The organism is Pseudomonas sp. NPDC089534, assembly GCF_044749305.1.
GTDB lineage: Bacteria > Pseudomonadota > Gammaproteobacteria > Pseudomonadales > Pseudomonadaceae > Aquipseudomonas > Aquipseudomonas ekonensis.
In genome coordinates, this window is the sequence record NZ_JBIVHR010000037.1 from 22,196 (window position 1) to 35,938 (window position 13,743).

General features: G+C 64.8%; 13 protein-coding genes and 1 pseudogene. 5 read left to right on the forward strand and 9 right to left on the reverse strand.

Annotation, left to right across the window (positions count from 1 at the left end):
* Positions 1–6: 6 nt before the first annotated feature.
* From ACIP0B_RS13825 to ACIP0B_RS13835, 3 genes are read right to left on the reverse strand one after another with little or no spacing between them, the layout of a single operon-like run.
* Positions 7–267 carry a phosphopantetheine-binding protein gene (locus tag ACIP0B_RS13825; protein ID WP_400832669.1) on the reverse strand — a complete coding sequence of 87 codons (261 nt, stop codon included), beginning with the start codon at positions 265–267 and terminating at the stop codon, positions 7–9.
* Positions 248–1,057, reverse strand: coding sequence for a lysophospholipid acyltransferase family protein (locus ACIP0B_RS13830; RefSeq protein ID WP_400832670.1), 810 nt, complete (start codon positions 1,055–1,057; stop codon positions 248–250). Before ACIP0B_RS13830 ends, ACIP0B_RS13825 begins: the two co-directional genes overlap by 20 nt.
* A complete protein-coding gene (locus ACIP0B_RS13835; protein WP_400832673.1) occupies positions 1,033–1,758 on the reverse strand; it encodes a beta-ketoacyl synthase chain length factor in 726 nt (241 codons plus the stop codon). The genes ACIP0B_RS13830 and ACIP0B_RS13835 overlap by 25 nt, the downstream gene beginning before the upstream one ends.
* A 354-nt stretch (positions 1,759–2,112) precedes the next feature.
* Here ACIP0B_RS13835 and ACIP0B_RS13840 point away from each other — a divergent pair, with 354 nt between their 5' ends.
* Positions 2,113–2,883 (forward strand): ParA family protein, encoded by a 771-nt coding sequence (locus ACIP0B_RS13840; RefSeq protein WP_085585361.1) that lies wholly within the window; start codon positions 2,113–2,115, stop codon positions 2,881–2,883.
* Between the two features lie 109 nt (positions 2,884–2,992).
* On the opposite strand, the gene trxC is transcribed toward ACIP0B_RS13840, so the two are convergent.
* Positions 2,993–3,427 carry a thioredoxin TrxC gene (trxC, locus tag ACIP0B_RS13845; RefSeq protein WP_400832675.1) on the reverse strand — a complete coding sequence of 145 codons (435 nt, stop codon included), beginning with the start codon at positions 3,425–3,427 and terminating at the stop codon, positions 2,993–2,995.
* Positions 3,428–3,622: 195 nt separating this feature from the next.
* Here trxC and ACIP0B_RS13850 point away from each other — a divergent pair, with 195 nt between their 5' ends.
* Together ACIP0B_RS13850 and ACIP0B_RS13855 are read left to right on the forward strand one after the other, a co-directional pair.
* Entirely contained in the window at positions 3,623–3,919 is a 297-nt protein-coding gene (locus ACIP0B_RS13850; protein WP_400832678.1) for a type II toxin-antitoxin system HigB family toxin, read from the forward strand.
* On the forward strand, positions 3,916–4,317 hold the full coding sequence (locus tag ACIP0B_RS13855; protein ID WP_400832681.1) for a type II toxin-antitoxin system HigA family antitoxin: 402 nt from the start codon (positions 3,916–3,918) through the stop codon (positions 4,315–4,317). The genes ACIP0B_RS13850 and ACIP0B_RS13855 overlap by 4 nt, the downstream gene beginning before the upstream one ends.
* A 6-nt stretch (positions 4,318–4,323) precedes the next feature.
* Here the strand turns inward: ACIP0B_RS13855 and selO are convergent, their stop codons facing one another.
* The 5 genes and pseudogenes from selO to ACIP0B_RS13880 all read right to left on the reverse strand — a co-directional run.
* Positions 4,324–5,787 (reverse strand): protein adenylyltransferase SelO, encoded by a 1,464-nt coding sequence (gene selO / locus ACIP0B_RS13860; RefSeq protein WP_400832683.1) that lies wholly within the window; start codon positions 5,785–5,787, stop codon positions 4,324–4,326.
* A gap of 48 nt (positions 5,788–5,835) precedes the next feature.
* Positions 5,836–9,189 (reverse strand): mechanosensitive channel MscK, encoded by a 3,354-nt coding sequence (mscK, locus tag ACIP0B_RS13865; protein ID WP_400832686.1) that lies wholly within the window; start codon positions 9,187–9,189, stop codon positions 5,836–5,838.
* 34 nt (positions 9,190–9,223) lie between these two features.
* The gene (locus ACIP0B_RS13870) at positions 9,224–10,966 is read right to left on the reverse strand and encodes a potassium/proton antiporter (RefSeq protein WP_400832689.1); all 1,743 of its coding nucleotides are present in this window, start codon (positions 10,964–10,966) and stop codon (positions 9,224–9,226) included.
* 293 nt (positions 10,967–11,259) lie between these two features.
* Positions 11,260–12,132, reverse strand: coding sequence for a methyl-accepting chemotaxis protein (locus ACIP0B_RS13875; protein WP_371916646.1), 873 nt, complete (start codon positions 12,130–12,132; stop codon positions 11,260–11,262).
* Between the two features lie 30 nt (positions 12,133–12,162).
* A pseudogene (locus ACIP0B_RS13880) lies at positions 12,163–12,885 on the reverse strand (MCP four helix bundle domain-containing protein); the annotation flags it as partial.
* A 274-nt stretch (positions 12,886–13,159) separates the two neighbouring features.
* On the opposite strand from ACIP0B_RS13880, the gene ACIP0B_RS13885 reads away from it, so the two are divergent.
* Complete coding sequence (locus ACIP0B_RS13885) at positions 13,160–13,390, forward strand: hypothetical protein (protein WP_217893961.1); 231 nt, start codon at positions 13,160–13,162, stop codon at positions 13,388–13,390.
* Complete coding sequence (locus ACIP0B_RS13890) at positions 13,387–13,683, forward strand: cell division protein ZapA (RefSeq protein ID WP_217893960.1); 297 nt, start codon at positions 13,387–13,389, stop codon at positions 13,681–13,683. The genes ACIP0B_RS13885 and ACIP0B_RS13890 overlap by 4 nt, the downstream gene beginning before the upstream one ends.
* Positions 13,684–13,743 lie beyond the last annotated feature (60 nt).

Genomic DNA, 13,743 nt, shown 5'->3' on the forward strand with positions numbered 1-13,743 from the left:
TGGGTCTCAAGCTGCCTGTCTGGCCGTGACGAAAGCCGCGAGGCTGGTCACGTTGGCGAAATGGTTGCGGGTGTCCTTGGCATCGGCGTCGATCTTGATGCCGTACTTCTTCTGGATGGCCAGGCCCAGTTCCAGGGCGTCGACGGAGTCCAGGCCCAGGCCTTCGCCGAACAGCGTCATGTCGTCGCCGATGTCGTCGACGCTGATGTCTTCGAGCCCCAGGGCGTCGATGATCAGCAGTTTTATCTCACGATGCAGATCGCTCATCTTCGGCGAGCTCCTTAATGAAAAGTTGATGCAAATAGTCGTTGAGCTTGCGCGAAGCCTGGGGGGCGGGTCCCTGCGCAGCGAAGGTCTGTGGGTCTATATCGGCCCCGACGCGAAAACTGAAATGCACGCGGCGGTGGGGGATCCGATACCAGGGCTCTGCCTTGGTCAGGGTGGTGGGGCTGACCTTGATGATCACCGGTGTGAGAAGTCTGGCACCGCGCAGCGCAATGGCCGCCGCCCCCCGATGAAAGGCCGGGGCCTGGTCCGGGCAGGTGCGGGTGCCTTCGGGGAAAATGATCAGGGTCTGGCCTTCCTTCAAGGCATCGGCGGCGGCATCGAGCATCTCCATGCTGCCGTCGTTGCTGATGTAGCCGGTGCGGCGCAGCGGGCCGCGGGTGAAGGGGTTTTCCCACAGGCTCTGCTTCACCACGCAGTTGGCGTGGCGCACCAGGCCGATCAGGAACACCACGTCGATCAGCGAAGGGTGGTTGGCGATGATCATCTGGCCGGGCCGGCCGAGGCGTTCGGCGCCCTGGATGTCGTAGGTCAGCACGCCGGTGCGGGCCATGAACCGCACGAAGAACCAGAACAGCCGGCTGACGGTCTGGCGCGCCCGCTGCCGGTGGGCGCGTGCGTCGCCCGGCAGGCACGCCAGCAGCGGAAACACCAGCAGCCGCAGGCACAGGCCGCCGAGCCCGAACAGGGCGAAGCTTGCGGCGGTGGCCAGCAGGCGCCAGTGGTAGGCGTCGCGGGGTTTTCCGGTCACGGGTTGCGTTGCCAGGTCCATACACGATTTTTCCAGGCATGTTGGCAATGGGGTTGCTGGCCGAGCAGGGTCTGCACGAGGGTCAGCGCATGGGGCCAGTGCGCGTTTGACAGCGCCTGCGGGGCGCTGTTCAGCGTCAGCCGCCAGCCGGTTCCCGGCGTCAGCAGCAGGCCGAGCGCATACGGAAACGGCACATCGTCGATCCACGCGGAGTAGGCTTGGGGCGGCTGTTCTTCGGCGATCACCAGCAGAACGGCAGGGGCGCCTTCGTCGAGCAGGGCGCAGGCCTCGAGCATGCCGTGCTCCAAACCGTCGCCGGCGGCGGCGAGGGCGGTCATTTCGCTGGTTTCGCCGCGCATGATCGACCACAGGCCGATGATCGCGTTGTGCACCGACAGGCTGAACTGGGTCGGCGACAGCGGCTGTTCCGCGGCCAGGTCGCTGAGGATGTCGTAGGTGCGCGGCGTTTCGCCGTGCCGGGACACGAACACCAGCGGCAGGTTGTCCCGGCCTTCGGCCAGGGGCCAGCCGACGCTGAACGCCATCCGCGCCAGACGGCTGAGGCGACGGCGCTGCATGGCCGGCAGGAACGACACATCGGGCGCGGCATCGCTGGCCTGGGGCACGACCGGCTGTCGACTCCAGGCCTGCCAGGCTTGCTCGCTGTCGAGCCCGGGGGCCCACGCGCGCCATTGGGCGATGTTGAAGTTGATCACGGACATTCATCCCGCCCCTGCGGGCTTCATCGATGCGGTTTCGTCAAAGCCGCGGCTGAGCTGACCCTGCCGTCTGGTGCCGGGTGGCGCGCATTATCCCGGTGCGACGGGTGTGTAGCAAATGTTGGTTACATTTTGCACAGGCCAATGTACCGAATGGTGTAAACGGCAGACTGTCAGTTGGCCATTATCCAGATTGCGGCCGTCGTGTCTGTCAGCCAAATCGGCGTTGGCGGGCAGAGTCTGCGGGAATGTTGTCGGCTATTTGCGCCTGACTTTGTAGTCCGCTTCGGCGGAGGTAGCGAAGCAGGGGCAGGCGCATCTACACTCGGTCATTCTTTGATACACGGAGGTCTAGTCATGCGGCGCGTGGTGTTCAATCAGAAAGGTGGCGTGGGCAAGTCCAGCATCGCCTGCAACCTGGCGGCGGTCAGCGCCAGCGAAGGCTATCGCACGCTGTTGGTGGATCTCGACGCCCAGGCCAACTCGACCCAGTACCTGACCGGGCTCACCGGGGAAGACATCCCGATGGGCATCGCCGATTTCTTCAAGCAGACGCTGTCGTCCGGGCCGTTCTCGAAGAAGAACCAGGTCGACATCTACGAAACGCCGTTCGACAACCTGCACGTCATCACCGCCACCGCGGAGCTGGCCGACCTGCAGCCCAAGCTTGAGGCCAAGCACAAGATCAACAAACTGCGCAAACTGCTGGAGGAACTGGACGGCGAGTACGATCGGATCTACCTCGACACCCCGCCTGCGCTGAACTTCTACGCCGTATCGGCGCTGATCGCCGCTGACCGCGTGCTGATTCCCTTCGATTGCGACAGCTTCTCCCGTCAGGCGCTGTACGGCCTGATGGCGGAGATCGAGGAGCTGAAGGACGACCACAACGAGGCGTTGGAGGTGGAAGGCATCGTGGTCAACCAGTTCCAGGCCCGGGCCAGCCTGCCGCAGCAGATGCTCGACGAGCTGATCGCCGAGGGCCTGCCGGTATTGCCGGTGTACCTGGCCAGTTCGGTCAAGATGCGTGAGTCGCACCAGGCCAGCATCCCGTTGATCCACCTGGATCCGCGGCACAAGCTCACCCAGCAGTTCGTCGAGCTGCACAACCTGCTCACGGACGCCTGAAAACGGCAGGAGCGAGCCTGCTCGCGATGAGGGACGCCCGTTCAGCGCAGATGCCGAACGGGAAACCACCATCGCGAGCAGGCTCGCTCCCGCATTGTCCGGGCGGGTGTCAGATGCCCTGGCTGCGCAGCCAGGCCATCAGTTGCGGCAGCGGGAAGGCGCCGCTCTGGCGCGCCACTTCCTTGCCGTTCCTGAACAGGATCAGGCTCGGGATCGAACGGATCCCCAACTGCGCCGCCAACGGCTGATTGGCCTCGCTGTCGAGCTTGGCCAGCCGGCACCGGCCCGCCAGTTGCGCGGCGGCCTGCTCGAACACCGGCGCAAACGACTTGCACGGCCCGCACCAGTCCGCCCACACGTCCACCAGCAGCGGCAGGTCGCCCTTGATCTGGCTGGCGTAGTCGCCCTGATTCAGCTCGAAAGGCTTGTCCAGCAGGACATCGGCCTTGCAGCGCCCGCATTTGGGATGGTCGCCCAGGCGTTCGGCGGGGATGCGGTTGAGGCCGTTGCAGGTGGGGCAGGGGATGAGCAGAGGGGTGGACATGGTTGGGTTTCCAATGGAGAGCCGATGACGCCTAGTTGGAGACGTTTGCTCATATTTTCAACCGTGATGGGGCGGGTATCGGGCCTAGGCTGGTGTTTGCCGGGCCAATCCATTGGTCTGCCAGGTGTTATCGCAACTTGCGATAATCCTGTTGTGTGGTTCACTCTCCGTAGCGGAAAGCGATAAGGATGTTGCATGCATGTCATCAGCGAAAAACGAATACGTGAAGCGAAGGACAAGTGGCCGAACGCAGCCAGTGCCTTGGATCACTGGCTTGTACTGGCGAAAGGAAGCAAACCCTCTGACTTTGCCGCGATGAAGGCATTGTTTCCGGCTACCGACAAGGTAGGTGAGTTTCACGTTTTCGATATTGGCGGAAACAAACTGAGGCTGATCGCATACGTCAGGTACCGACCCCAAAAGCTGTACATCAAGCATGTGTTGGATCACCGCGAGTATGACCGCGGCAAATGGAAGGAGTTGAAGGCATGAGTGTTCTGATCAAAAAGGCCGCCGAGCACTGGGAGTTCGTCTCGCCACTGTTGCGCAAGCCAAAAAGCGAAAGCGATTACGATACGCTGGTCGAGGCTCTTCACGAGTTGCTGGGGATGACCGGCGATGACGAATCTCATCCGTTGATGAGTCTGGTGGACATCATCGGTGACTGGATTGAGGAGTGGGATCGCACGCATCACCCGATGCCCAAGCCGCCAGGGCACGAAGTGCTCGGATACCTGATGCGCGAGCATGGTATGACCCAGAGCGATTTGCCCGGTGTCGGCACTCAGTCGGTCGTTTCGGAAATCCTGAGCGGTAAGCGTCAGCTCAACCTGCGGCAGGTCCGGTGGCTGGCTGAGCACTTTAAGCTGCCGGTGGATGTGTTTATCTGACCCGGCTCACGACGAACAACTGATCTCCAGGTGCTTGCCCCATTCCGGCGGCCGCTCGGCGTAGCTTTCCATCCCCGGCTGTTCCTCGAACGGCTTGCTCAGCACCGCGTGCAGTCGGCGAACCTCTGAATAGTCGCCGCCCTCGGCCGCTTCGATGGCCCGCTGGGCCAGGTAGTTGCGCAGGATATACAGCGGATTGACCGCGTGCATGCGCGTCCGGCGCTGTTCCTGGCCGGTGTCGCCGTCCCGCGCGGCGCGGGCGACATAACGCTCGCCCCAGGCATCGAAGCCCTTGATGTCGACGAAGTCGTCGCGCAGCCGGGCGACGGCCTGTGCCGCCGGTTCCTCGCCCAGGCGGCGGAAGAACAGGGTGTAGTCGACGCCGCTGTTCTGCATCAGTTGCAGCAGCTGTTCGAGCAATGCCTGATCACCGTCCTCGGCGGTGGCGAAGCCGAAGCGGCGGCGCATCAGGTCCAGGTAATGGGCCTGGAACAGCGGCAGGTACAGGCCGAGGGTCTCGCGCAGGGCCTCGACGCTGATGAACGGGGTCAGGGCCTGGGCCAGGGCGCTGAGGTTCCACTGGCCGACCGGCACCTGGTTGCTGAAGGAGTAGCGGCCCTGGTCGTCGGAATGGTTGCAGATGAAGTGGGCGTCGAAGTCGTCGAGGAAGGCATACGGGCCGTAGTCGAAGGTGATGCCCAGGATCGACATGTTGTCGGTGTTCATCACGCCGTGGCAGAAGCCGTAGGCCTGCCACTGGGCGATCAGGCCGGCATTGCGCTCGACGATCTCGCGAAACATCGCCAGGTAAGGTTCCGGCTGATCCAGGCAATGGGGGAAATGCTCGGCCAGCAGGTGTTCGCCCAGTTGCTTTTGCTGCTCGGTGCGCTGGGTGTAGTAGAAGTATTCGAAGTGGCCGAAGCGGATGTGGCTCGGCGCCAGGCGCAGCACCATCGCCGCCCGTTCCTGCTTCTCGCGCCACACCGGGGTGTCGGAACCGATCACGCACAGGGCGCGGCTGGTGGGGATGTTCAGGGCGTGCAGCGCTTCGGAGGCGAGGAACTCGCGGATCGACGAGCGCAGCACCGCGCGGCCGTCGCCCATGCGCGAGAACGGCGTCTGCCCGGCGCCCTTGAGGTGCAGGTCCCAGTGCTCGCCGGCGTCGTTGAGCGCCTCGCCCAGCAGCAGGCCGCGACCGTCGCCCAACTGCGGCGTGTAGCCGCCGAACTGATGCCCGGAATAGACCATCGCCCGCGGTTCGGCATCGGCCCAGAGTGTGTGGCCGCCGAACAGCTCGGCGAACGCTTTCGTCTCGGCCGTTGCGGGGTCGAGATCCAGCAGCGCCATGGCGGCCGGGCTGGCGACCACCAGCCGCGGGTTGTCGATCGGGTCGGGCAGCACATGGGCCGAGAACGCATCGCCCAGGCGGGCGAAGCGGTTGTCGAAGGTCAGTTCGTCGAGGGCTTTCAAGGGCCGGCTCCAGCAGAATGTCCGAGCATTCTGCTGGGAATAGACCGGTTAGTCGAGCTTGGCCGGCGGCGGTTCCTGCAACGGCTTTTGGCCGTCGGCGACCGGCACGATGGTTTTGGCCTCGGGCTCGATGGGCACCATCTTGTATTCCTGGCCGTGGAGGTTTTTCAGGTAGACCTCCATCTGGCGGAACGAGATGTTGATGTGCTGCTTCTTGAACTCGCGGTTGATGAAGCGGTTGACCTCGTCGATCACCGGGTTGCGGTCGCCGAGGTCGCGCACGTGCATGCGCAGCTCGTGGTCCAGGGTGCTTTCGCCGAAGTTGAGGAAGTACACGTGCGGCTCGGGCTCCTTGAGCACCCGCGGGTTTTCCCGGGCGGCCTTGAGCAGCAGTTCCTTGACCAGGTCCAGGTCCGAGCCGTAGTCCACGCCCAGCTTGAGCGTGACCCGGGTGATGGTGTCGGTCAGCGACCAGTTGATCAGTTGCCCGGTGATGAACGTCTTGTTCGGGACGATGATGTCCTTGCGGTCGAAGTCGGTGATGGTGGTGGCGCGGATGCGGATCTTGCTCACCGTGCCCGACAGGTTGCCGATGGTGATGGTGTCGCCGATCCGCACCGGGCGCTCGAACAGGATCATGATGCCGGAGATGAAGTTGGCGAAGATCTCCTGCATGCCGAAGCCCAGGCCCACCGACAGCGCCGCCACCAGCCATTGCAGCTTGTCCCAGCTCACGCCGAGGGTCGAGAGCGTGGAGACGAAGCCGACCCCGGCGATCACGTAGGACAGCAGCGTCGTGGTGGCGTAGGCGCTGCCCTGGGCCAGGTTCAGTTTCGACAGCACGAACACTTCGAGCAGGCCCGGCAGGTTGCGCGCCAGGGCGAAGGTGATGCCGATGATGATCAGCGCGCCGAGCATGTCGCCGATGCTGATCGGCACCATGCTCATGTTGGCGCCGGTGCCGCTGGTGTATTCGTAGAGGGTGACGTTGTCCAGGTACGAGAACACCGTGATCAGGTCCGCCCACGCCCAGTACAGCGCCGCGATGAAGCCGCCGAGCAGGGCCAGGCGGATCAGGCGCAGGGACTGTTCGTTGACCTTCTCGATGTCCAGGGTCGGCTCTTCGATGACGGCCTCGCCGTCGCCGGCCTCCTTGGCCGCCTGCCGCTTGGCCAGCGCCCGCTGGTAGGCCAGGCGCCGCGCCGCCACGGCCAGGCCGCGCACGAAGGTGGCCTCGATGACCAGCCAGAGCATCAGCAGGTACAGGGTGTTGATCAGGCGGTCGCTGAGCTTCAGCGCGGTGTAGTAGTAGCCGAAGCACACGGCGACGAACAGCGCGATCGGCAGCAGGGTGAACATGATCCCCACGGCCTTGCGGAACAGCGAGGCGTTTTCGTGGGTCGGGCTGCTGATCAGCAGGCGGCTGAGCAGCCAGGCCATCAGGGCGTAGCAGGTCAGCACCACCGGCATGCCGATCACGTCGTCGGCCAGCGCCGCCGGTTGCAGCTCGGCGACCGCCACCACGGCCACCAGCGCCATCACCACCAGCCCGAGCCGGCGGATCCAGCCCTGGAGGAACTCGACCTGCGGCTTCTCCCAGCGGAAGTGCAGCTCGGCCACGCCGCCCGGCGCGAGGATCCGGTAGGCGGTGTAGAACACCAGCCAGGCCTGGGCCATCTGCAGCAAGGCTGCGCCCATGTTGGCGTTCTGCCCGCGGGCGTCGATCTGCAGGGCCAGGCCGCAGAGGGCCAGGCCCAGGGTCACCGGCATCGCCAGCAGGATGTTGATCAGGATCGCCTGCGGCGTGTGCCACTGGCTGTCGCGCTTGAAGTGGCCGATGTCCTGGTGGACCTTGTTCAGGCGCGCATACAGGTGCTTGCGCCGCCACAGCAGCGCGCCGATCAGCAGCGCCAGCGGCAGGAACAGCAGCGGACGCTGGGTCAGGCCGTCGGTCAGTTCGCTGAGGCTGGAGGCCAGCGGCAGGGTGTCGATCTGGCGCTTGAGGCGCTCCGGCACGCCGCGCATCCATTCCAGGTCCAGCGGCTTGTTGCTGGGGATCCAGAACATCTGCTCGTCGAGGGTCGCGCGCAGGCTCTGGGCGGTGCTCAGCAGTTGCTTCTGGTTCAGTTGCAGGGTGATCGACTCGTTGAGCACCGCGCTCAGTTCGCGGTTCAGGCGCTCCAGCAGGTCGGCGCGGGTGTTGGCCAGCTCCAGCAGGCTTTTGCGCAGCTGCGGGGTGACCTGCTCCGGCGGCTGGGTGGACAGCAGGTTGTCGACGTAGGTGGCCGGGTTGCTCAGCAGTTCACGCTGTTGGCTGACTTCGAACTGGTACAGGCGGATGTCGGCGATCTGGTCCGCCAGGTCGCGGTCGACCCGCAGCCGCGGCAGCGCCTGCTTCTGCTTGTAGAGGATCTTGGACAACAGCAGGCTGCCCTTGAGCACGTTGATCTGCTCGTCGAGGGCCGAGTCGCTTTGGGTCAGGCTGTCGAGCTGCTGCTTGGTCTGCAGGTTCTGCTGGGTGACTTCGTTGAGGCGGTCGGTGCTCTTGAGCAGGTAGTCCGAGAGTTTCAGGTTGGCCGCGCTTTCGGTGGCCAAAAGGCTGCTGCCGCCGGCCTTCTGGGCTTCGATGGACTGCTGGGTGACGGTCTCCTGGGACTGGGCCAGGCGCTTCTGGTTGATCAGGGTCTGCAGTTCCTGGATCTCGCGGTCCAGGCGGTCGGACTTCTCCGAGAGCAGGTCATGCTGGCTGTTGCCCAGGTCCTGCAGCTGGCTGTTGCCGGCCAGCTCCTGGCGGCGCAGCGGGATCAGGGCGTTCAGGGCCACAAGCTCGGCGTTGAGCTGGTCGCGCTGTTCGGCCGTCAGCGGCTTGCCGCTGTCCTTGCCGGTCTTGAGGACGGTGTTGATCTGCTGGATGCGCGTCTGGCTGCCGGCGATCTCGGCCTGGGCGCGCTCGGGGCGGGTCTGGGCGGTGATGATCAGGCTGTTGGCGTCGGCCAGGGCCTTTTGCATGTCGCTCTGCTGGGTCGAGCGCTCGGCCAGCATCTGTTCCAGCTGCGCGATCGATTCCTTGGGGAAGCGCTGCGCCACCGGCACCACGCTGCTGGCCTTGAGGCGCGTCAGCTCGCGGGTGTTGTCCAGGGTCTGCTTGGGGGCGGTGGCCAGCTGCTGCTTGAGGTCGCTCAGCTTGCGTTCGTAGTCGCGCCGGTTGTTGAGCTGGGTCAGCGTGCTCTGCAGCACCGTCTGCAGGGCCTTCTGGTCGGCCTCCGGCAGTTTGCGGTCGGCGATCTTGTCCAGGCTGGCCTGCACGGCTTCGCTGGACGGCGGCTCGGCGGCGTGGAGCGGGCCGACGGAAAGACTCAGGCCCAGCAGGGCCGCGGCAAAAAAGGAACGCAGGGTAGGCATAGAGACCGGTCAAGCAAGTGATGGTGGACGCAGTTTAGAGGAAGAGCCCGGGGCCCGGGCGACTTCCTTCGGGGAATCTGACGCCCACTTTGCCGATCTTGTTCCCGTCCATGACCGCGACCGTCCAGTGGGTGTTGTTCCACTCCACCTGGTCGCCGACCACCGGGGCACCCCCGACTTTCTGGGCGATGAAGCGGCCCAGGGTCATGTCCGGATCGATGCCCTCGGCGGACAGGCCGTAAAGGGCCGCGACGGCTTTAAGCTGGGCGTCTCCTTCGAGCACGAAGTCGCCGAAGAAGCGCAGGTCCAGGCCCCGCTGCGGCGCCTGGCTGAACAGTTTTCCGAGGGCCGGCAGGTTGTGTTCGTGGCCGATGACGCACAGCAGATCATCGACTTCCAGCACCGTGCTACCCGACGGATGGAGCAATTGCTGGCCACGGAACAGGGCCGCGATGCGGGTGCCCTCGGGCATTTTCAGTTCGCGCAGGGGCGAGCCGATGCACCATTTCTCCGCGCCGAGGCGGTAGACGAACAGCTCCCACTCGCTGGTGACGTGCACCTCCAGCGCCGAACGCGAGATCGGCGCCGGCTCCGGCGGCACGGTGACCTTGAGCAGCCGGGCCACCCAGGGCAGGCTCGTGCCCTGCACCAGCAGCGACACCAGCACGATGAAGAAGGCGAGGTTGAAGTACAGCTGCGCATTGGGCAGCCCGGCCATCAGCGGGAACACCGCCAGGATGATCGGCACCGCGCCGCGCAGGCCGACCCAGGAAATGAAGGCTTTCTCGCGGCCGTGGAAGGCCTTGAACGGCAGCAGGCCGACCAGCACCGACAGCGGCCGGGCGAACAGGATCATCCACAGCGCCAGGCCCAGGGCGGGCAGGGCGATGGGCAGCAGGTCGTGCGGGGTGACCAGCAGCCCCAGCACCAAAAACATGCCGATCTGCGCCAGCCAGGCCATGCCGTCGAGCATGTGCAGGATGCCGTGGCGGCTGCGCACCGGGCGGTTGCCGATCACCAGGCCGCACAGGTAGACCGCCAGGAAGCCGCTGCCGTGCAGGGCGTTGGTCAGGGCGAACACCACCAGGCCGCCGGCGATCACCAGGATCGGGTACAGGCCGGTGGCGAGGTTGATCCGGTTGACCAGCTGCAGCATCAGCCAGCCGCCGCCCAGGCCGATCACCCCGCCGATGCCGAACTCGCGGACCAGGTGGGTGAGCAGGCTCCAGTGCAGGCCGGTCTGGCCGCTGGCGAGCATGTCGATCAGGGTGACGGTGAGGAACACCGCCATCGGGTCGTTGCTGCCGGATTCGATTTCCAGGCTGGCGGTCACCCGCTCGTTCAGGCCCTTGCCGCCGAGCAGCGAGAACACCGCCGCGGCGTCGGTGGAGCCGACGATGGCGCCGATCAGCAGGCCCTGGATCAGGTTCAGGTCGAACAGCCAGGCCGCAGCCATGCCGGTCAGGCCCGTCGTGATCAGCACCCCGACCGTGGCCAGCGACAGCGCCGGCCACAGCGCCACGCGAAAGCTCGACACCCGCGTGCGCAGGCCGCCGTCGAGCAGGATCACCGCGAGCGCGAGGTTGCCGACCAGGTAGGCCGTCGGGTAGTTGTCGAAGATGATCCCGCCGCCGTCGACCCCGGCGGTCATGCCCACGGCGAGGATGATGACCAGGATCGGGATGCCCAGGCGGGAGGACAGTGAGCTCACCAGAATGCTTGCACCTACCAGCAACGCGCCGATCAAGAACAGGCTGTTGATGGTCGTCGCATTCAAAGGCAGTACTCCAGAAAAGCGAAAAGGCGGGCACGGACTGACCATGCAGTCTGTGTGCCAGCGATAATAACCTGCGCAAATGCGCGGCTGTCAAAGAGCTTTTTGCGCAGGCCTTGCGGCGCTGCAGGCGGGGCTGTCGGCTTCGTGGCGAGGGAGCTTGCTCCCGCTGGCCGCAACGCGGCCCAAACCATCCTGCGCGGGACGTTGTTCAGCGTCCGTCAGGAGGGTTTGCGGCTGCTTCGCAGCCGAGCGGGACGGTGCGGCGATCCGACAAGCGCCCTCGCCACAGGGGCTTAAAGGCTGAAGCGGCCGACCATGTTGTTCAGGTCCAGCGCCAGGCGCGACAGTTCGTTGCTCGCCGCACTGGTCTGATTCGCGCCGGTGGCCGACTGCACCGACAGGTCGCGGATGTTCACCAGGTTGCGGTCCACTTCCCGCGCCACTTGCGCCTGCTCTTCGGCGGCGCTGGCGATCACCAGGTTGCGCTCGTTGATCTCGACGATGGCGCTGTTGATGGTGTCCAGCGACAGGCCGGCGCCGCGGGCGATGTTCAGGGTCGATTCGGCGCGCTCGGTGCTGTTGCGCATCGAGTCCACGGCGTGTTCGGTGCCGCTCTGGATGCTGCCGATCATCCGCTCGATCTCGCTGGTCGACTGCTGGGTGCGGTGGGCCAGGGCCCGCACTTCGTCGGCCACCACCGCGAAGCCGCGGCCGGCCTCGCCTGCACGTGCGGCCTCGATGGCGGCGTTGAGGGCCAGCAGGTTGGTCTGGTCGGCCAGGCCGCGGATCACGTCCAGCACCTTGCCGATGTCACGGGATTCGTTGGCCAGGTCGCCGATCAGGGTGGCGGTGCTCTGCACGTCGGCGCTCATGCGTTCGATGGCGCTGACGGTCTCCATCACCAGGTCGCGGCCGTCGCCGGCGGAGGTGGTGGCGTGCCTGGAGGCTTCGGAGGTGCTGACTGCGTTGCGGGCGACTTCTTCCACGGCGCTGGTCATTTCGTTGACCGCGGTGGCGGCCTGCTCGATCTCGTTGTTTTGCTGGGTCAGGCCACGGGCGCTTTCGTCGGTGACGCTGTTGAGCTCTTCGGCGGCGGAGGCCAGTTGGGTGGCCGAACCGGAGATCCGCTGCAGGGTGTCGCGCAGCTTGGACTGCATCTTGGCCATGGCCGCCAGCAGGCGACCGGCTTCGTCGCTGCCGTCGACGTGGATCGAGCGGGTCAGGTTGCCTTCGGCGATGGTTTCCGCCGCGTCCAGGGCCTTGGCGATCGGCTTGGTGATGCTGACCGTCAGCAGCCAGGCGAACAGGAACGTCAGGCCGGTGGCGATCACCAGCAGGCTCACCACCAGGGTGAACGCGGTGGCGTACTGGTCGGCGGCGTTCTGGTTGGTCTTGCTGATCTGTTCGCCGTTGATCTGCATCAGCTGGTTGAGCACGGTGTTGATCGCTTCGGAGTTGTCCAAAAGCTCGGTGTTCACCAGATTGCGCAGCGCATCCACCTGATTGTTGCGCGACAGGGTCTTCATCCGGTCTTCGATCTGGCGGTACTGCGCCAGCAACTGCACGTACTGGTCATAGGCGGCGCGCTCCTGCGGGCTGCTGATCAGCGGCTCGTAGTCGGTCTGGGCCTTGCGGATCTGCTGGTTGCGCATCTCCAGCAGCTCGATGGTCTTCTGCTGCACGTCCGGCTCGCGGTTCACCAGCAGGCGGTACGACAGCACCCGCAGGCGCAGGGACAGCTGCGTGAACTCGTCGAGGTTCTTGATGCTCGGCACGCTGCTGGTGGTGATGTTCTCGGCGGCGCCGCGGATGTTGCTCATCTGGTTCAGGGCAAAGATTCCGAGGATCAGCATCAGGGCGCCGATCAGGGAAAAACCGGTGAACGCCCGGGGGGCGATGTTCATGTTGCGAAGGGACATTGGGGATACCAGGAAGGGCCGCGTCCTTGCGGGCTGAGACTGCTGTTGGATGACTTATCGGTCATGGGATGGAAGTCTTGAGCCCCTGTGCGCATTTGCCGCATCGGGCCTTGGGCGACGAAGTGCAGGAACCCAATCGGCCGACGGCAGTCTCTAAAGCTCGCGAGAACGGTCGACCGCCAGGAAAATCAAGGCTTTGCGCCGGTTTAGCCCTGGCATCCACGGTGACTTTTCTTTATCTTACGCGCCCTTTGAAAAATGCCTGGAAATCAAAATGTTGGAAGCCTCCCTCAGCCAATTGGAACAGCTCGTCAGCGACCTGGTGCAGCAGAACCAGACCCTGTCGCACACCAACCAGACCCTGACCGCGGAACTGGCCCAGGCCAAGGATGAAAACGAAAGCCTGCAACTGAGCCTGATGGAGCAGGAAGAGAAGCACGGCGCCACCGCCGCCCGCATCCAGGCCCTGGTCGACCGGGTCAACGCAGGTCCCGTCAGCGTATGAGCCACGGAGCCGGGGTAAAGGTCATCTCCATTCTCGGGGAAGACTATTCGATCAAGGCGCCGGCCGGGGAAGAACAGACCCTGATGGACGCGGCCATGATGCTCAAGGCCGCGCTGGCCGACACCAAGCGCAAGTACCCGACCCTGATCGGCGACCGCCTGCTGGTGCTGGCGGCGATGAACCTGTGCTCGCAGCAGATCGAAATGAAGAAGCAGCACCAGCAGGAACTCGAGCGTTACCAAGAGCAAGTCAGCGCCACGGTCGAGACCATCGCCAAGACCATCCAGGGATGATGGCCTGAACACAACCTGGGAATAAGATTGTCGATTGCGATGTATACAATCGGCACGGCT